Source organism: Agrobacterium tumefaciens (genome assembly GCF_017726655.1).
Lineage (GTDB): Bacteria > Pseudomonadota > Alphaproteobacteria > Rhizobiales > Rhizobiaceae > Agrobacterium > Agrobacterium tumefaciens_B.
The window spans coordinates 113,906-131,120 of the sequence record NZ_CP072309.1; the positions used below are offsets into that span (position 1 = coordinate 113,906).

A 17,215-nucleotide genomic window follows, 5' to 3' on the forward strand; every position below is an offset into this window, starting at 1 on the left:
CCATGGCCGCGACTAAAGAAGCTTTTTTCAAACCCGGCAAATTATCTGCGCAGGACAAAGCATCATTGACGGATAGCGCCGCAAAGCAGATCATCAATGCCGAGGCTGACCAGCGCGCCCGCAAAACGGAACGACTTCGTCAGCTTCGTGAAGCACAGGAAGCGACTGTTATTGTCGACGCTCCCGTTGCCGCGAAAAAACGATCCGGCAAGAGATAGCCGTTCGGGATCTCCGGAAACGCTGCGAAAACTGCATCAGGAGCGGATCATCCATAGCCGCCAGTGGCTATGGAATTCAGGAGGAGGACACCATGGCCAAGGGTCAGTTGCGCAGCAACAAGGAAATCCGAAAACCCAAAAAGGACAAGACGAAAGCGCCGGCAGCAGCCCCTGCTGGCTCGCAGGTCAAGTTCGCAAACGCCACCACGGCGGACGGCAAAAAGAAATAGTGCGGCCTGTGGCCTGCGTATCAAGTCGAATAAATTCATCGATATCGATGCCGGACTTGATTTGGCCACATTGCCAAACTAAATATCTCTCATAGCAACTGCTGGTGAGCGCGAATGAAATCGACGTTCGCAGTTGCGTTAGTCGCTTTTAGACTTTTGACCACGGATGTACTGGCACTGGTGTTGAGAGCGATGTGAGGAAGGTCGGTGCAATATTGCCCCGGCCTTTTTTGTTTTCGGCGTGACAGGCGCTGGTTATCCAGCCTCCAAAATCACCTCCGAAATCACCGATGAAAATAATGGCTTGGCAAACTCCCTATATCAGGCAACACTGATATTAAGCGTCCCCCCTGCGATCAGGCGGGCTTGGGAACGCTGAGGCATGGAATGTACGTCTGACGAGTGGGATCCCATAACGGCTCCGCTATTCGGATGCAGCCCCTGCCGATATGTTTTGCGTCTGCGTGGAGGTGGGTATGACGTATGACTGGAGCGGTCGCAGAATGCGCCGCATGCGAGCGGCGAAACTGACGATCATCAGCCTCGTTGCGGCCTTCGTGATAACGGCACCGATTTTCGCGCATTATTGACAGCGCGAACACAGGACAGGATCAGACCGGCTGGCGGACGTCGCGTTGCTTCTTCAATCGGCTTTTCAGCCATCTCTGGACTGGCTGATCGTAATAGACCGTCAGCCACCAGGAGAGGCACGTCGTGGCAATGAGGAAAACGACGCCCGCCGGCAGGGCCATATCGTCGCGGTGAACCGCCGGGATCAGAAATTCGGTCCAGGCGAGAAGCGGAATATGCAGGACATAGACCGCATAGGACGCCGTTCCGAGAAACACCGATACCGCGCCGACGCTGCGCCCCGGCACCGTTTTGCTGGCGACGACCAGAAGCAGAGGCCAGACGAACAGAACGACCGCAAGGTCAAAAAATGGCCGAAGCTCGGGCGACATCGCAACTGCGAGAATGGTACAGACCAAGAGAAGGCAAAGGATCGCCTGAACGGGTCTTATTTGCGGTGTGCGATCGCGGAAGCGATAAATCAGCACGCCAGCAAAGAACGAGAAGAAGACGCGTCCCATGCCGGCATACATCTCGTGCCAGCGAAAGCCCGCATGCAGACGGCCGAACTCGACCGCCGCAACCATCAGCACAAACGCACTGATTCCCAGTACAAGAGCAGTCTGCCGCACCGAAAACCGCACACCCCAACGGGCATAAACGGCATTCACCACAAGTTCGTTGAAGAGCGACCACGCCGGACTAACGAGAAACAGTGCGCCGTTTAGCGTCAGTGTGAAGGGTGCTGGCAAAAACAGCAAGCCCGTGATGAGGGCGAAAGCGAGTTCGCCGGGATTGATGAGGCGATGCAGATCATCGATCGGCGTCGGCAGGCCGAGCGCGTAGAGACAGATGAAATAAGCGGCCATCAACGTCAGCGCCAGGACATAAAGCGGATAGAGCCGGGCGAAGCGCGCCTTCATGAAAAAGCTGGGCGTCATGGCGCCTTCGCCCAATCTGCGGCTATAGGCATGCGCCAGCACGAAACCGCTGAGCGCAAAGAACAAGTCCACGGCCAGATAACTCGACGCCGTGCTCTTTCCAAACAGGTCCTCGGCATGGCGGTGAACGATGAAAAGAGCGGCCACCCCCCTGATACCGTCTAGCAATATGAACCGTTCCGAAGATGAGTTTATCATGGGTTATGGCTCTGGGGTGACTGAACAGTTTGATGTTCTAATGGACGAGCTTTACTGCGAGCAGGTTCATCTTAGCCAGCGAAAATATGTTCGGGATCGCGAGCAAACCGCATTATCCTCGACTATGATGTCGGACCCCCTGCCCTTTCGCTGTTGCGAAAGGCATGATACGCCCCGATGTCATCATCTTTCGACCGGGTGACTCTGCTGCCTGTCCCAGCGAAATCTGTTTTGGTTTTGTCTTGGAAATTTAAGGCGATTTTACCTGGGTCGGGGTGCCCGGCAGACAAGTCTTGCGGAGTATTACCATGTCCACCGTTGCAGAACGTATCAGAGACATCATCGTCCACCAGCTTGGTGCGGACCCCGCCGCAGTCGTCGATGACGCCAACTTCGCAGACGATCTTGGTGCAGATTCCCTCGAGACCGTCCAGATCGTGATGGAAATTGAAGAGGAATTCGGGGTCGAAATCCCTGATTCCGCCGCCAACACCATCCTGACTGTCGGCGACGCCATTCGTTTCATTGAAAAAAACAAAGCCTGAACCTGGCGTTTCATCCCATCGGCGGGGCCCCTTGGCCGGCATTCACCCCGGCAAGACGCAGGCTCTCCGCATAGGCCATCATTAACGGCCCTACACCCTTGGCATCGTCGGAGACAACAGGCTCCGTGAGATAATATTCCGGCGTCCCATCGCGATAATTCCCCTCGAAGCCGCCAAGCCCGGCGACATGCACGATACCGATCAGCCGCACCACACCTTGCTCATCAGTTTTGAGGCGCGTCTGCAAGATCGCCTGAAGGGCGCGACGACCCGCTGAAAGGGCGTCGTTCGCCGCTCTCCCCTGCACGAGCTTCAGTCGCACCGCGCGCAACAATGCATAAGCGAACATGGCAGACGCCGACGTCTCCTCATAGTTGCCCGCGAGGTGCGGTTCGTCCAGAACCTGCATCCAGAGGCCGTTGTTGGTCTGTCGCGCCACGATGCCCGCCAGAAGGTGCCGTGCCGCATCCCGAAGCGTTCGCGTTGCGTTGTCTTCCGGAAGAAGTGTCAGCGCGTCCACCAGCGCCATGGCGAGCCACCCGACCGCGCGCGCCCAAACGGCGGGTGATTTGCCGCTTTCGTTGTTGGCCCAAAGCTGGCTGCGGCTTTCATCGTAACCATGAACATAAAGGTCGCCGCCGTCTTTCGTGACGGCGAGTGCGGTCGAAAACTGGCGTAAGGCATCGCCGATCAAATCCTCGCGACCTTTGGCAAGGCCATATTCGATCTGGAAGGGAAGACCCATGTAGAGGCCGTCCAGCCAGACCTGGTGCGGGTAGCGCTTCTTGTGCCAATAGTTCCCCGCTGCCGTTCGGGGGTGCGTGCTGAGTTGCCCGGCGAGATGCTCCGCAGCCTTGAGGTAACGCGGATCGTTCGTTTCCGCCGAGAGTGGAAAGAGAACACGCCCGGCTAAAATGTGATCGATATTATATTCCTGCGGATCGTAACCAGCGAGCGTTCCATCAGGCGCTATCTGTTGATCGGCAAGGCGATGAAGATGCTCATTCCAGCGACGATCTCCGCTCGCGTCATAAAGCTGCTGCAAACCACGATAGACACACCCGTCCTCGTAACACCAGCTGCCGCCCTTGTAGTGGCCATATCGGCTCGAAAATTGGTCAAAATAGTCGATGGGATTCATTAATCGCCTCGCCGCAACTGTAAAAGCGCCGGTTGATCGCGACATCCGGCGCCCATTGATTTTTACCCGCCAATCCCGCTTCAGCGGAAAAGCGAAGGCAGCCAAAGGGAGAGCGACGGAATATAGGTCACGGCCAGCAGCACGGCGATACTCGCGCCGAAGAACGGCCAGATCGTGCGCATCGCCTCCCGTATCGATATGCCGCCGACCGCGCAGCCGACGAAGAGCACGGTTCCGACCGGCGGTGTGTTGAGACCGATACCAGCGTTCAGGATCATGACCACGCCGAAATGGACGGGGTCTATGCCGAAGGCCTTCACGACGGGCAGAAGCACCGGCGTGGAGATGATGACCATCGGCGCCATGTCCATGAAGGTGCCGAGCAACAGCAGGATGACATTGATGACCAGCAGCACGATGATCGGATTGTCCGAAATCGCGCTGATCGCGGCAATCATCAGCGTCTGCACCTGCAGAAAGGCCATCAGCCAACCAAACGATGCGGCTGTCCCGATGACGAGCAGAACCATAGCCGTGGTACGGACCGCTCCCATCACCGCGTCCACGAAACCTTCCCAGTTGAGCTCGCGGTAGACCAGCATGGCGACGAGAAAGGCATAGAGCACCGCAATGCAGGAACTTTCGGTCGCCGTGAAAACGCCTGAACGGACGCCGCCGAAGATAATGCCGATCAGGAGGATGCCCGGAAATGAGGCCAGCAGGTAATACATCAGCCTGGAAAAACCCGGGAATGGCTCGGACGGATAACCCTTGCGCCGCGCAACGATATAGGCCGTCACCATCAGCGCCGCAGCAAGCAGGAAGCCCGGAATGATGCCGGCGGTGAAAAGATCGGCCACCGAGACGTTGCCGCCGGCCGCGATCGAATAAAGGATCATGTTATGCGACGGCGGGATCATCAGCGCGATGATAGCCGCGTTGACGGTGACGTTGACGGCGTAATCCCTGTCATAACCGCGCTTGGCCATTTGCGGGATCATCAGCCCACCCACAGCCGAGGCATCGGCGACGGCCGAGCCGGAGATGCCGCCGAACAGCGTCGAAGCGACAATGTTTACCTGTCCCAGACCGCCGCGCAGGTGCCCGACGAGGCCGGCGGCGAAGCGGATGAGGCGATGGGCAATACCGCCACGCACCATCAGGTCGCCTGCGAAGATGAAGAACGGGATCGCCATCATCGCAAAAACGTTCATGCCCGAATTCATCTGCTGGAAGACGACGATTGGCGGCAGGCCGAGATAAAGAACGGTGGCGAAGGAGGCGATGCCGAGGCAGAACGCAATCGGCGTGCCGATCAGCATCAGCAGCGTGAAGACGCCGAAGAGAATGGTGTAAGCCATTACGCGGCCTCCTGCACAACGACGTCAGCTGCGATGTCCTCGCCGATGGCAAGGTCGACGAAACGTTCGGCGGCGAAAAGCGCGATGAGGAAACCCCCACCGATCAACGGAAAGAAGTCCGTTCCGCCCGGCCAGCCGAGAACCGGAATGGTCGCTGACCACGTGCCCATTGAAAGCGACGTGCCGTACCAGGCCATGCCGGCGCCGAAAAAGAAGATAAGCGCAAGACTGGTCATGTCCATGCCTTTCTGAACCCGGGGCGGCATCATGTAGCGCAGGATATCGAGCCCCAGATGCACGCTTTCGCGCACGCCAACGGCTGCCCCCAGCATGATGAACCATGACATCAGATGCAGCGACAGCGGCTCCGACCAGCTGGGTGAATCATTGAGAATATATCGCGCGAAAACCTGCCAGCCGACGATCAGCGTCATGGCGATCATGCCGATACCGGCAATATAGAGCGACGCGTGGCTGAGCGCGCCGAGAAGGGGGCGGATTGCCCGCATGAAATTTCGCATTGTCTGTTCCTCCCGCATCAACGGTGGCAAAAGAAAACCGGCCCTGTCTCCAAGGCCGGTTTTCCGCGCGTTACTTGACCGCTTTCACCCGTTCCAGAAGGTCTTTCATCTTCGGATCGGTCACGAACTTGTCGTAGACCGGACCCATCGCGGCCGCGAATTCCTCCTTGTTGACCTTGATGACATTGGCGCCACCGGCGCGCACCTTCTCTTCCGACGCCTTTTCGCGGGCGCTCCAGAGTTCGCGCATCTTGCCAACGGAATCCTTCGCTGCCTGACGCAGCAGCTTCTGGTCCTCAGGCGAAAGCTTGTCATAGGAGATCTTCGAAATGACGAGGATTTCCGGGTTCAGCGAATGTTCGGTCAGAGAATAGTTTTTCGCCACCTCATAATGGCGCGCGGATTCGTAGGATGGCCAGTTGTTTTCCGCGCCATCGACGACACCGGTTTCAAGGGACGAATAGACCTCGCCCATCGGCATCGGCGTCGGGTTCGCGCCAAAGGCCTGCATCATTGAAATCCACAGATCAGACTGCTGCACGCGGATTTTAAGGCCCTTCAAATCGGCCAGTTTCTCGATGGGCTTTTTGGTGGTGTAGAAGGAACGCGCACCGGAATCGTAAAAGGCAAGGCCGATAAGGCCGTGCGGTTCGAAGGCCGCCAGAACCTCGTCACCGATCGGGCCGTCGACCGTATTGTGCATATGCTCCGTCGAGCGGAACAGGAAAGGCAGGCCGAGAACCGTGGTTTCCTTCACCAGATTATTGAAGGGCGCGGCGTTGACTCGGTTCATGTCGATGACGCCAAAGCGGGTCTGCTCGATAGTGTCCTTCTCGCCGCCGAGCACGGAATTGTTCATCACCTGTATCTTGATGCGGCCATTGCTGCGTTCGGCCAGCAACTCGCCCATATATTTCACAGCCTCGACCGTCGGATAACCATCCGGATGAATGTCGGCCGACCGCAGAGTGATTTCCTGCGCCGCGGCGGGAACGCCTGACAGCGCGAGCCCCATCGCGACGCACATCATGCTTGCAATCTTTTTCATGCTTTCCTCCTCCGTTGTTGATACGGCCCGGCCCCTCCAAGGCCTAGCGGACCGATTTGTGACGCCCCTCCGGGCCGGCATGCAAAGACCTTTCGCTTGAAGAGATGATGGGCCCTTCCCCAACCATCCCCAACGAAACTAAGTCGCCTTGACGGGCGACAGCTTGAACAGCGCTTCCGGGTTCTCGACCAGCGCCCGACGGCGCGCCGCCTCATCCGGCAACCAGCCGAGCGTCAGTTCCGCCAGCCGGGCATCATCGGGATAGGCCGCCGTCTCGCGCACCGAATTGTGCGGCCAGTTGGTGCCCCAGACGATGCGCTCCGGCGCGTGGGCCGCAATCACCCGGGAAAAGGCGGCAACATCCGCATAGGGCCAACTCTCCCGCGAACTTTCGTAGACGCCGGCAAATTTGAACCATAGATTGCCGCGGTCGATGAGTTTGAGAAGCGCCGCCATTTCGGGCCCATCGGTTTTGATGCCCTTGAAGAACTTGCCGTGATGATCGAACACCCACCGGGAGCGGATTTTCTGAAGGCGCGGCAGATGGTCGAGAAGACCGTTTCCGTCGAACTGTACCGCCACCATCCAGTCGGCCGCATGCGCCCGCTGGTCCACCGCCTCGAGCTCGGAAAGGTTCACCGCGCCACCCGGCAGATCCATGATACGCGCGCCGACCGCACCCGCAGCGGTAAGTTTTTCCATCTCCTTTTCGGTCGTGCTCGCATCGATGATGACCACGGCGCGGGCTGCGTCGCCCATTTCTGCGACGCAGGCGAGCGTGTTGCCATTGTCGCGCTGATGGGCGTTGCCCTGCGTGACGATGACCCGATCTATGCCGAGCCATTGCATGAGGCGACGATAATTCTCCGGCCCCGGCAGGGCGCCCGGCGGCAACCCCGGACCACCCGGTAAGGCGGGGTAACCGGGGAGGTACATGTGCATCTGCGTATCGACCGCCCCTTTCGGGAAAGTGGGGTTCGGCGCAGTGCCGCTCAGTTTTCTGACAAGTTCGCTCATGGGTCTGGCATCCTGAATTCTGTCAATGCATCGCGGTTGATCTCGATGCCGAGACCGGGACCATCGGGAATGGCGACGATGCCGTTTACCGCCTCGAGAGACGCACGCAGGACAGCCTGGCGGAACGGATTATGGGTGCGATCAAATTCCATGATCGGCTCGATCGGATTGACCCGCACCGGGTCCGGCGTCATCACCGCCATGAATTGCAGCGCGGCGGCGATCTGCACGCCGGTACCCCAGACATGCGGCACGATACGCACGCCGTGCAGCGTAGCAAGCGTGGCAATCTTCTGCGTTTCTGAAAAACCGCCACAGCCGCACAGATCAGGCTGAAGAATATCTACGGCGCCGGCGGAAAGCGCCTGCCACATGCCATAACGCCCGTGCCACGTCTCGCCGCCCGCAACCGGGATCGGCTGACCGGCCCGCACGCGCTGATAGGCGTCGAGTTGTTCCGGGACCACCGGCTCCTCGAACCAGTCGATACCATAGTCTGCCGCACGGTTGCCAAGAGTGATCGCTTCGGAGACGGTGTAACCGTGATTGGCGTCGATCATCAGCCGCATATCCGGCCCGATCGCCTCGCGCACCGCGGCGATGACCCTGATATCTTCCTCGATGCCGAAACCGATCTTGATCTTGCAAGCGTGGAAACCTTCCGCGCGGCGCGCCGCCATTTCGGACGCATTGTCTGAAACGCGGTCGACACCATCACGCTTGAAGCTGCCGGTGGCATAGGCGCGCACGCTCTCGCGCCAGCGCCCGCCGAGCAGCATTGAGATTGAAGCACCGTAGTGCTTGCCCTTGATATCCCAGAGCGCGATATCGATACCGGACAAGGCGGTGAGGCTGAGGCCGCGCTGCCCCTGATCGCGCAGGGCATTATAAAGCACGGCCCAGATTTTTTCGGTCTGCCGAGGGTCCTGGCCGATCAGCCAGCCGGAATAGGCCTGAACCACGGCAGCGTTCGGCCGCGCCGGACCGAGGCATTCGCCCCAGCCGACCGTTCCGTCGTCGCATTCGATCTCCACCAGAACATGGGCGCGACGATCAAAGCGCATGGAGGCGCTTTCGAACGGCGTGTCCAGACGATGTTCGAGCAGATGCGTGCGCACCGCCGTGATCTTCATCGCTCCCCTCCCGTTAAGTCTTCCTCAGGTTTTCCGCTTGTGCGTGCCAATCAGGGCTTCGAGCATGCGGATTTCCTCGTTGGTCAGATCCTTTAGCGGCGCACGCACCGGACCGGCATCAAAGCCTTGCAGGCGAACACCGGCCTTGATGGCGGAGACAGCATAACCCTTGGCGCGGTTGCGGATCGCCATGAACGGATAGAAGAAATCGACAAGAATGCGCTCGCAGGTAGCGCGCTCTCCGGCGCGCAGCGCCGCGTAGAACTCGTTGGCAAGGCCGGGAACGAAGTTGAAGACGGCCGAGGAATAGGTGGTGAAACCGGCGCCGAGATAGGCTTCGGCGAACAGTTCCGCGGTCGGCATGCCACCAAGATACATCAGGCGGTCGCCCATCTTGGCGGTGATCTGGCGCACGAGGCCGATATCGCCGGTGCCATCCTTGAAGCCGACGAGGTTCGGGCATTCGTCGCAAAGACGCGCCAGCGTATCCGCCTGCAGCACGGAATTGTCACGGTTATAAACCATCACGCCGATGCCGACCGACTGACAGACCTTCTTGATGTGCGCGTAGAGCCCTTCCTGCGGCGCATCGATGAGGTAATGCGGCAGAAGCAGGATGCCATCGGCACCGACCTTTTCGACGGAGCGCGCGATATCGACCGCAATTTCAGTGCCGTAACCGCAACCGGAAACGATGGCGGTTTCGCCGGCGACCTCCTTGGCGGCGGAAACGATGGTCGGAATCTCATCCGGCTTCAGCGAAAAGAACTCGCCTGTGCCGCCGGCGGCAAACAGCACCGGCGCCTTGTAACCGGCGAGCCACTCCACATGCGCCCTGTAGCTATCGGCAGCGAAACGACCGTCCGCATCGAAATGGGTGACCGGGAAGGACAGGAGGCCGGAGCCCAGCGCTTTCTTGATCTGTTCAGGGTTCATGGCCGGAATTCCTCTGCGACATCTTGGATTGAAATCACCTAAACCGCTCCGCCTCGCTTTGTCAATAATTCATCATACAACTTGTAAGATGAATTTCCGGGCATCAGCGCGCCAACCAGCCACCATCGACATTGAGAATGGCGCCATGGACATAATCGGCAGCGGGCGAGGCCAGAAAAACGGCGGCGCCGGCAATATCGTCAGACCGGCCCCATCGCCCGGCCGGGATGCGTTCCAGAATAGCCCTGTTGCGAGCAACATCGGCCCGCAGCGCCTCAGTGTTGTTCGTTTCCATGTAACCCGGGGCGATCGCGTTGACGTTTATGCCCTTGGCCGCCCATTCATTCGCGAGGAGCTTGGTGAGGCCGGCAACGCCATGTTTCGCCGCTGTATAGGACGGCACGCGGATGCCGCCCTGGAAGGAGAGGAGCGAGGCGATATTGACCACCTTGCCGGAGCGCCTTTTTGCCAGCAATTCCTTCGCAAAGGCCTGCGTGGTGAAGAACAGCGCCTTGAGATTGACGTCCATCACCTCGTCCCAGTCGAGCTCGGAAAACTCGACGGAATCGGCGCGGCGGATGATGCCGGCATTGTTGACGAGAATATCGAAACCGGCGTCATTGAAACTGTCCTTCGCCGCCAGCGGATCGGAAAAATCGAGAAGCAGCGAACTCGCCTTGCCACCATCTTTTGCGATAATATCAAGGGTTTCGTCCGGCGCACGGCGGGCGGCGCAGACAACTTCTGCACCGGCGGCGGCGAGGCCTATCGCAATCGCCTGGCCAAGCCCCGTATTCGCGCCCGTGACCAGCGCTTTACGTCCCTCAAGCGAAAAGGGATTTTTCATTTCAGATCCCCCGGCTGGATGAAGTCCATATCTGTGTAGTCGACGTTGTCACCCGCCATTGCCCATATAAAGGTGTAGGAACCGATCCCTGCACCGGAATGGATCGACCAGGGCGGCGAGATCGCGCCTTCTTCATTCGAGATGAACAGGTGCCGGGTTTCCTGCGGCTCGCCCATCAAATGCAATACGCGCGACGTTTCATCCATGCCAAAATAAAGATAGGCCTCCATGCGGCGGTCATGGATATGTGAGGGTATGGTGTTCCAGACAGACCCCTCCTCCAGCGTCGTATAGCCCAGAACAAGCTGGCAGCTTTCCATGACGAGCGGATGGATGAACTGGTTGATGGTGCGCTTGTTGGAGGTCTCGGTCGCACCGAGCTTGACCTCCTTACTTTCGGCAAGGCTGACGAGTTTTGCCGGGAGACTGCGATGGGCCGGGCATGACGTGATGTAGAACCGGCCCGCGCCATTAAAGGTCACCGCACCGCTGCCCGCACCGAGATAAAGCACGTCGCCGCGATTGAGCGAATAGGTCTCGCCACCGGCGCTGACCGTGCCAGCGTCACCAATATTGACAATGCCCATTTCCCGCCGGTCGAGGAAAGACGGCGTTTTTGTCTCCTCGACCTTGTCCAGCGTCAGCGGCGCGCCATCCGGCACCGCACCACCCATGACGAAGCGGTCGTAATGGGTGTAGATGAGCCGGATCTCACCGGGCCGGAACATATCGCTCGCAAGGAAATGGCGGCGGAGCCCGTCGGTAGCCAGCGTTTTAGCATAGTCCGGATTCACAGCCTGCCTGGTCTCGACGGTCAGCATCCAACCTCTCCCTCATCATTGTTGCGTCATGCACATATTATATGTTACGCGATTTGTGAATTATATGTATGATAACGTCAAGGGCTCGTATTCTTTCAAGTGCAAAGGACGCGCAAGCCGAAACGGGGAGTGGGAATGAAACGGCTTCTCATCACGGGTGGGGCGGGGCAACTGGGTCGCGTGATGCGCAAACGTCTCGCACCTATGGCCGAAACTCTGCGCATCGCCGACATCGCCCCGCTCGATCCGCCAGGACCGCGCGAAGAATGCCTTCAATGCGATCTCGCGGATGCGAACGCTGTCAACGCGATGGTGGCCGGTTGCGACGGTATCGTTCATCTCGGCGGCATTTCTGTCGAGCGTCCGTTCGATCAGATTCTTCAGGGAAACATCATCGGGCTTTATAACCTTTACGAGGCCGCACGCGCCCATGGAGCGCCGCGCGTCGTCTTTGCCAGCTCGAACCATACGATTGGTTATTACCCGCAGACAGAACGGCTCGGCCCCGATGTTCCCTTCCGCCCAGACGGGCTTTATGGCGTCTCGAAATGTTTCGGCGAAAACCTCGCCCGCATGTATTTCGAGAAATTCGGCCAGGAGACGGCGCTGGTCCGTATCGGCTCCTGCACGCCGCAGCCGGAGAATATCCGCATGTTATCGACTTGGTTCTCCCAGGATGATTTCGTATCCCTGATCGAGGCCGTGTTTCGTGCCCCGGTGCTTGGTTGCCCGGTCATCTGGGGCGCCTCGGCGAACGACGCCGACTGGTGGGACAATTCACATCTCGGGTTCCTCGGCTGGAAACCGAAGGATAACGCCGAAAACTTCCGACACCATATTATGGAGACCACACCCAAGCCGGATCCGACAGATTCGCTGGTCCGCTTCCAGGGCGGCGTTTTTGTCGACAATCCGATCCTCAAGGAGGGTTGACGACCATGTGCGGCGGTCTGGCGACGGCGGCGGGATTGCGTGCCGGGCCGGGAATGACGTATCCAGAAGCGGCAGACGTAAACGACATTTTCGAGAACGGCGAACAGAGATGACAAAAGCATCAACCTCCGAGCAGGCGGCTCCACAGGGCAGAACTCTTGTGGTGAAGGTTTCGGAGGAACTGCGAGGCCAGATCGCCAAAGGCCGGTACAAAACGGGCGACCGCCTGCCATCCGAAGCGCAGATGACGCAGGAGTTTGGTGTCAGCCGCACGGTGGTTCGCGAGGCTATCGCTTCGCTGCGATCCGATGGTCTCGTCGAACCCCGTCAGGGTGCCGGGGTCTTCGTGCTGGAGCCGGCGCCAGCTGAGCGACGACCTTTCCACAATGTCGATCTTGCCCGCGTTTCTTCCCTTATCGAAATGCTCGAACTGCGCACCGCCGTGGAAGGCGATGCGGCCGGGCTCGCTGCCCTTCGTCGGTCTCCCGCGCAGGAAGAAAAGATCATCGAAGCCTTTGATGCCTTTCGCGCAAGTGCGGCAAAGGGAATGCCGACCGCCGAGGCTGATTTTGCCTTCCACATCGCTGTCGCGGAAGCGACCAACAATCCCCGCTTCAGCGAATTTCTGCAGGTGCTTGGCCCCACCCTCATTCCGCGCAGGGCCGTTGCCGAAAACGGCACGGAAAACGTTCTCCCACCCTCCGAACTCGAGCGCCTGGTCGGTGAACACGAGGCGATCCTGATCGCCATCCAGGACGGCGATGAGGAGGCTGCACGAAGCGCCATGCGCCATCACCTGAAGAGCAGCCAGACGCGTTACCGCGCCATGTTGCGCGCACCACGCTGAACCACATTGCAAGCCTGAGGAGAAAACCCATGCAGAAGCTTCCGACATTCGCCACCGTTTCGCCCGACGACGGCGTGGAGCGGACCGTGCTTTCCGAAGCGCCGGAGCTGATGGTCGTATCCTTCCGCTTCAAGACCGGTGCCGAAGGAAAGCTGCACAGCCATCCGCATGTGCAATCGACCTACGTCGCCAGCGGCAGCTTTCGCTTTTACCGCGATGGCGAGGCCTATGATCTAGAGAAGGGCGACAGCCTCGTCGTTCCCGGGCACATCGAACACGGATGCCTGTGTCTGGAAGAGGGCGAGCTGATCGACTGCTTCACGCCGCGCCGCGACGATTTTCTCTGAACCGGTACTCAGCCTCTGGATAAATCCCTGAGAGTGCGTGGCAGGTTGTTCATGCATTCTGCGCCTGACGATGTGACGAGGAACTGATCCTCGATCATCAGCGCCCCCAGCCCCTCACCATAAAACGGCGCTTCGAGCGCGACCACCATTCCCGGAAGAATGGTTTCCGCATTGTCATGGGAAAAGAACGGCCATTCCTCGATACCGACACCGCCGCCAACGGAATGGCCAAAATGGCCGCGATAATATTCACTGAAGCCGTCCCGGCGCATGGAGGCGAGCATCGCAGCGTGAACCGCACCAAAGCTGTTACCGGGGCGGAGCGCCTCCAGCCCGCAGGCGAAGGCCGCTTCCAGCGCCTTGAAGATATCCCCCGCCAAGGGTGAGACCGGGCCCCATGAGAAGGTTCTTGCGCTATCTGAGGAATAACCGTCGACCAGCGTGCCGACATCGGCCTTGATCAATGCCCCCGGCGTTACCACAGCCGCCATATGCGACAGGGCCGGTCCGACCGATATGTAATCCCAATGTCCGCTGAGCGAAAAACCTGATGCCGCGGCATGCGCCTGCGCGCCAGTCTTCCAGGCGGCTGAAAGCCGGCCGAGCGCCGCTCCTGGACTGACGGCTGCCGCCATCGCGACCAGCCCTGCCTCGGCAGCGGCCGCAGCCTGCCTCAGAAGCGTGATTTCCCGTTCCGATTTCACTGCCTTCAGCCGTTTCAGCACCGTCGAACCGTCGATCCAGTCCACGCCAGGTAATGCCTGACGCAGCGCCAGGAAATCTGCCGCGGGCATGAATTCAAGGTCGGCACCAATGCGGGCCGATGATAAACCGCGCTCCCGCAATAAATCCGCGAGAAGGCTGAAACAGGCGGCGCGGTCAAATGTCTCCGGGCGCGGCCCGCCCGCCTTGGTGCGGCGATAGGCGTCATCCACTTGGCGCACGGTTTCGGCACCGGAAAGATCGACCATATCGATCCAGATACGATGCCAACGCAGGTCGACATCAGGCGCAGCGCGCCGAACGAGCGGCGCGGCATGATCGCTGACGATGGCGGCAATCTCCGCTCCGGCGTCGGCCGGAACGAGCGCAATCGCCGAACCCGCCCTGCCCCACATGGTCGCAACACCGGCGTCAGCGCCCACCGCATATCGGAAAGCTTCTGGCTGGAACAGCACCAGCGCATCGATCTCCGCCTCCCGCATTAGCTGCTGCGCACGGCTTCGGTCGATATCTCTCATGGGAACCCCGGTGATTGTCTGGCGGCAGTTTTGTGAACCTCCGCTTTAGCAGTCACCGGGAGAGGAAAGAAGGTGGAAGATGACATCTCCATCCTGAGAATCGTCTGTGGGAGCGAGCGCTTCCCACTTGCTTCTTCTCCCCGCCGGGGAGAAGTCCGCGGCAGCGTGATGAGGGGGCGAGGGTAGAGATCTTCGGAGAGCTAGCCCCCTCATCCGACCCTTCAGGCCACCTTCTCCCCCTCGGGGAGAAGAAATATCCGCAACGCCTTGCCCCTATCCAAAGGGGCGGCGGATAAATCTGCCGCCCCATCGTCTTTTAAGCCTCCAGCCACTTCACCTGCTCATCCGTCAACGGAATATCCAGCGCCGAAAGACTGTCTTCCAGTTCCGCAATCGTGCGCGGCCCGATCAGCGGAATGACCGGGAAAGGCTGGGCGACGACATAAGCGAGCGCGATGTGGATCGGGTGACGCCCGAGTTTCTGCGCCAGTTCGATCGCCCGGTCGCGGCGGACGAAATTGCGGTCGGAATACCAGACGCGGACGATTTCCTCGTCATCGTGTTTGTCCCGCCCTGCCCTGTCGGTGAAGAAACCGCGCCCCTGGCTGGACCAGGCAAAATTCGGTATCTGGCGGGATTTCAGCCATGACCTCCACTCATCGTCAGATGCCGCCACGCAGCCCGCCCAGATGGGATCGAGCATTTCGGCGAGCGAGAAATTGTTGGAGAGCGCGCCGGGAGCCTGCTTACCGTTCTTCTGGGCATAGGCGGCCGCCTCATCCAGCCGCTCACGCGTCCAGTTCGAGCCACCGAAAATGCCGCGAATGCGACCGCGCCGGACTTCGGCATCCATGGCGTCGACAAATTCGGCGACCGGAATATCGAGATTATCGCGGTGCATGAAATAGGCATCGACATAATCCGTTTTGAGCCGTTCCAGCGACTGATCGAGCTGCTTGGCGATCATGTCGGGATAGCAGAGGGGCGAATGCGCGCCCTTGCCGATCAGCACGATCTCTTCGCGCGGCACGTTGCGGCTGGTGTACCAGTCGCCGAAAATCGCCTCGGTCTTGCCGCCACCATAAACATAGGCCGTATCGAAGAGATTGCCGCCTGCCTCGTAAAATGCATCGAGCGTCAGGGATGCGGAAGCGAAATTGGGGAAGAATTCGAAACCCAGCGCGACCACGGAAGCGGGCTTGGCAAGGCCTGGTATCTGGCGCTTGGGAACCGCATTTCCAGCCGTGACCTTGGCGCCGGCAATGTTGGCAACGCGCGACGTCGCCTTTTCGACGCTGTATTCCAGCCCGACGGAAACCCGCCACTGGTCCATGACACGCAGATTGCCGAGGCTGTCGGCCCAGGTCATGCCGGGTGCCGCGAATTCTTGTCTGCCCTGCCGAATTGCCTCACCGGCCGCATCGACTTCGAAGGAATAAAGCCAGCGATCCTCGGGCAACTCGATGGTTTCGACCTTGTCACCCTTGACGATATCGATCCGTCCGGTGCCACCCTTGTGGCCGGCGGCAAACCAGAAATCCTTGACCTCGATGCGCCCTTCCGAGCCGATGATGCGCAATACATTGTCCTGCGCCGCCATGATCGAGCAAGAGACTTCGGCGACGATGCCGTTTGCAAATTTCAGCACGGCGGAGGCCCATTCATCGACGCCCGACTGGCCGAGATGCGCCGCCCCCGCCACCTTTTCCGGTTCTGCAAAGGGTTTTCCGTCTACCGTACCTGCAATCATCCGCACCATCGAAACCGGATAACCGCCGACATCGAGAATGCCGCCGCCCGCGGTTTCATTGGCAAAAAGTCGGTGATCAGCCCTGAATGAGCCCATGTTGAAACCGAAGCTGGAGCGGATGATACGGATATCGCCGACGGCACGGGCTTTCACCAGTTCCAGCAATTTCGCCGTCTGCGGATGCAGGCGGTACATATAGGCCTCGCCGGCGAAGACGCCGGCCTTTTTCGCCTCGTGGAAAATGGCGTCGGCATCATAGGCCGAGAGTGCGATGGGTTTTTCCACCAGCACGTTTTTGCCGGCCCGGATCGCCTTGATCGCCCATTCGGCATGGCCGGTATGGGGCGTGGCGATATAGACTGCATCGATATCGGGATCGGCAAGCAACGCATCGTAACCCTTGACAATCCGCGCGCCGGCAAAGGCTTGGGCAAGGCCGGGCTTGTCCGGATTGCGGGTGGCGATGGCCTCTAACCTGCCGGTGCGGGAATGGGCAATACCGTCAGCAAAGGTTCTGGCGATGGTGCCCGGGCCGATGATGCCCCAGCGGATCGGTTGTTCGGTCGTCAT

18 protein-coding genes are annotated in these 17,215 nt (G+C 59.6%); 6 read left to right on the forward strand and 12 right to left on the reverse strand.

Going from position 1 to position 17,215, the window contains the following annotated elements; translation table 11 throughout:
- Positions 1-2: 2 nt before the first annotated feature.
- A complete protein-coding gene (locus tag AT6N2_RS14705) occupies positions 3-218 on the forward strand; it encodes a hypothetical protein (protein ID WP_063949908.1) in 216 nt (71 codons plus the stop codon).
- A 92-nt stretch (positions 219-310) separates the two neighbouring features.
- Positions 311-448, forward strand: coding sequence for a hypothetical protein (locus AT6N2_RS14710; protein WP_172801636.1), 138 nt, complete (start codon positions 311-313; stop codon positions 446-448).
- Between the two features lie 611 nt (positions 449-1,059).
- Here the strand turns inward: AT6N2_RS14710 and AT6N2_RS14715 are convergent.
- Positions 1,060-2,157, reverse strand: coding sequence for an acyltransferase family protein (locus AT6N2_RS14715; RefSeq protein ID WP_209089892.1), 1,098 nt, complete (start codon positions 2,155-2,157; stop codon positions 1,060-1,062).
- Positions 2,158-2,465: 308 nt separating this feature from the next.
- On the opposite strand from AT6N2_RS14715, the gene AT6N2_RS14720 reads away from it, so the two are divergent.
- Positions 2,466-2,702: an acyl carrier protein gene (locus AT6N2_RS14720; RefSeq protein ID WP_144577945.1), complete on the forward strand. Its 237-nt coding sequence runs from the start codon at positions 2,466-2,468 to the stop codon at positions 2,700-2,702.
- Positions 2,703-2,712: 10 nt separating this feature from the next.
- Here AT6N2_RS14720 and AT6N2_RS14725 read toward each other — a convergent pair whose 3' ends face one another.
- The 9 genes from AT6N2_RS14725 to kduI form a co-directional block, all read right to left on the reverse strand.
- Positions 2,713-3,843, reverse strand: coding sequence for a glycoside hydrolase family 88/105 protein (locus tag AT6N2_RS14725; protein WP_209089895.1), 1,131 nt, complete (start codon positions 3,841-3,843; stop codon positions 2,713-2,715).
- An 80-nt stretch (positions 3,844-3,923) separates the two neighbouring features.
- Positions 3,924-5,204, reverse strand: coding sequence for a TRAP transporter large permease (locus tag AT6N2_RS14730; protein WP_144577941.1), 1,281 nt, complete (start codon positions 5,202-5,204; stop codon positions 3,924-3,926).
- Positions 5,204-5,725 (reverse strand): TRAP transporter small permease, encoded by a 522-nt coding sequence (locus AT6N2_RS14735; RefSeq protein WP_209089898.1) that lies wholly within the window; start codon positions 5,723-5,725, stop codon positions 5,204-5,206. Before AT6N2_RS14735 ends, AT6N2_RS14730 begins: the two co-directional genes overlap by 1 nt.
- A gap of 70 nt (positions 5,726-5,795) precedes the next feature.
- The gene (locus AT6N2_RS14740; RefSeq protein WP_063949914.1) at positions 5,796-6,773 is read right to left on the reverse strand and encodes a TRAP transporter substrate-binding protein; all 978 of its coding nucleotides are present in this window, start codon (positions 6,771-6,773) and stop codon (positions 5,796-5,798) included.
- 138 nt (positions 6,774-6,911) lie between these two features.
- The gene (locus tag AT6N2_RS14745) at positions 6,912-7,790 is read right to left on the reverse strand and encodes an amidohydrolase family protein (protein WP_209089900.1); all 879 of its coding nucleotides are present in this window, start codon (positions 7,788-7,790) and stop codon (positions 6,912-6,914) included.
- Positions 7,787-8,923: a mandelate racemase/muconate lactonizing enzyme family protein gene (locus AT6N2_RS14750; RefSeq protein ID WP_209089903.1), complete on the reverse strand. Its 1,137-nt coding sequence runs from the start codon at positions 8,921-8,923 to the stop codon at positions 7,787-7,789. The genes AT6N2_RS14745 and AT6N2_RS14750 overlap by 4 nt, the downstream gene beginning before the upstream one ends.
- Positions 8,924-8,947: 24 nt before the next feature.
- Entirely contained in the window at positions 8,948-9,859 is a 912-nt protein-coding gene (gene kdgD, locus AT6N2_RS14755; protein ID WP_209089906.1) for a 5-dehydro-4-deoxyglucarate dehydratase, read from the reverse strand.
- Positions 9,860-9,962: 103 nt separating this feature from the next.
- Entirely contained in the window at positions 9,963-10,706 is a 744-nt protein-coding gene (kduD, locus tag AT6N2_RS14760) for a 2-dehydro-3-deoxy-D-gluconate 5-dehydrogenase KduD (protein ID WP_209089909.1), read from the reverse strand.
- Positions 10,703-11,527 (reverse strand): 5-dehydro-4-deoxy-D-glucuronate isomerase, encoded by an 825-nt coding sequence (gene kduI, locus AT6N2_RS14765; protein WP_209089912.1) that lies wholly within the window; start codon positions 11,525-11,527, stop codon positions 10,703-10,705. Before kduI ends, kduD begins: the two co-directional genes overlap by 4 nt.
- 135 nt (positions 11,528-11,662) lie before the next feature.
- Here kduI and AT6N2_RS14770 point away from each other — a divergent pair, with 135 nt between their 5' ends.
- From AT6N2_RS14770 to AT6N2_RS14780, 3 genes are all read left to right on the forward strand, one after another.
- Complete coding sequence (locus tag AT6N2_RS14770; protein ID WP_209089915.1) at positions 11,663-12,460, forward strand: NAD-dependent epimerase/dehydratase family protein; 798 nt, start codon at positions 11,663-11,665, stop codon at positions 12,458-12,460.
- Between the two features lie 109 nt (positions 12,461-12,569).
- Positions 12,570-13,307, forward strand: a complete 738-nt coding sequence (locus AT6N2_RS14775) for a FadR/GntR family transcriptional regulator (RefSeq protein WP_209089918.1) — start codon at positions 12,570-12,572, stop codon at positions 13,305-13,307.
- 29 nt (positions 13,308-13,336) lie between these two features.
- A complete protein-coding gene (locus AT6N2_RS14780; RefSeq protein ID WP_209089921.1) occupies positions 13,337-13,654 on the forward strand; it encodes a cupin domain-containing protein in 318 nt (105 codons plus the stop codon).
- Between the two features lie 8 nt (positions 13,655-13,662).
- Here AT6N2_RS14780 and AT6N2_RS14785 read toward each other — a convergent pair whose 3' ends face one another.
- Together AT6N2_RS14785 and AT6N2_RS14790 are read right to left on the reverse strand one after the other, a co-directional pair.
- Entirely contained in the window at positions 13,663-14,895 is a 1,233-nt protein-coding gene (locus AT6N2_RS14785; RefSeq protein ID WP_209089924.1) for a M24 family metallopeptidase, read from the reverse strand.
- A 316-nt stretch (positions 14,896-15,211) separates the two neighbouring features.
- Positions 15,212-17,215: an aldo/keto reductase gene (locus AT6N2_RS14790; protein WP_209089927.1), complete on the reverse strand. Its 2,004-nt coding sequence runs from the start codon at positions 17,213-17,215 to the stop codon at positions 15,212-15,214.

What these genes read in the sequence shown, in the direction of transcription:
- AT6N2_RS14705 (WP_063949908.1), top strand. Translation starts at nt 3, where the DNA reads ATGGCCGCGACTAAAGAAGCTTTTTTCAAACCCGGCAAATTATCTGCG.
- AT6N2_RS14730 (WP_144577941.1), bottom strand. Translation starts at nt 5,204, where the DNA reads ATGGCTTACACCATTCTCTTCGGCGTCTTCACGCTGCTGATGCTGATC.
- AT6N2_RS14710 (WP_172801636.1), top strand. Translation starts at nt 311, where the DNA reads ATGGCCAAGGGTCAGTTGCGCAGCAACAAGGAAATCCGAAAACCCAAA.
- AT6N2_RS14785 (WP_209089924.1), bottom strand. Translation starts at nt 14,895, where the DNA reads ATGAGAGATATCGACCGAAGCCGTGCGCAGCAGCTAATGCGGGAGGCG.
- kdgD (WP_209089906.1), bottom strand. Translation starts at nt 9,859, where the DNA reads ATGAACCCTGAACAGATCAAGAAAGCGCTGGGCTCCGGCCTCCTGTCC.
- AT6N2_RS14770 (WP_209089915.1), top strand. Translation starts at nt 11,663, where the DNA reads ATGAAACGGCTTCTCATCACGGGTGGGGCGGGGCAACTGGGTCGCGTG.
- kduI (WP_209089912.1), bottom strand. Translation starts at nt 11,527, where the DNA reads ATGCTGACCGTCGAGACCAGGCAGGCTGTGAATCCGGACTATGCTAAA.
- AT6N2_RS14790 (WP_209089927.1), bottom strand. Translation starts at nt 17,215, where the DNA reads ATGACGACCGAACAACCGATCCGCTGGGGCATCATCGGCCCGGGCACC.
- AT6N2_RS14780 (WP_209089921.1), top strand. Translation starts at nt 13,337, where the DNA reads ATGCAGAAGCTTCCGACATTCGCCACCGTTTCGCCCGACGACGGCGTG.
- kduD (WP_209089909.1), bottom strand. Translation starts at nt 10,706, where the DNA reads ATGAAAAATCCCTTTTCGCTTGAGGGACGTAAAGCGCTGGTCACGGGC.
- AT6N2_RS14750 (WP_209089903.1), bottom strand. Translation starts at nt 8,923, where the DNA reads ATGAAGATCACGGCGGTGCGCACGCATCTGCTCGAACATCGTCTGGAC.
- AT6N2_RS14745 (WP_209089900.1), bottom strand. Translation starts at nt 7,790, where the DNA reads ATGAGCGAACTTGTCAGAAAACTGAGCGGCACTGCGCCGAACCCCACT.
- AT6N2_RS14740 (WP_063949914.1), bottom strand. Translation starts at nt 6,773, where the DNA reads ATGAAAAAGATTGCAAGCATGATGTGCGTCGCGATGGGGCTCGCGCTG.
- AT6N2_RS14720 (WP_144577945.1), top strand. Translation starts at nt 2,466, where the DNA reads ATGTCCACCGTTGCAGAACGTATCAGAGACATCATCGTCCACCAGCTT.
- AT6N2_RS14775 (WP_209089918.1), top strand. Translation starts at nt 12,570, where the DNA reads ATGACAAAAGCATCAACCTCCGAGCAGGCGGCTCCACAGGGCAGAACT.
- AT6N2_RS14735 (WP_209089898.1), bottom strand. Translation starts at nt 5,725, where the DNA reads ATGCGAAATTTCATGCGGGCAATCCGCCCCCTTCTCGGCGCGCTCAGC.
- AT6N2_RS14715 (WP_209089892.1), bottom strand. Translation starts at nt 2,157, where the DNA reads ATGATAAACTCATCTTCGGAACGGTTCATATTGCTAGACGGTATCAGG.
- AT6N2_RS14725 (WP_209089895.1), bottom strand. Translation starts at nt 3,843, where the DNA reads ATGAATCCCATCGACTATTTTGACCAATTTTCGAGCCGATATGGCCAC.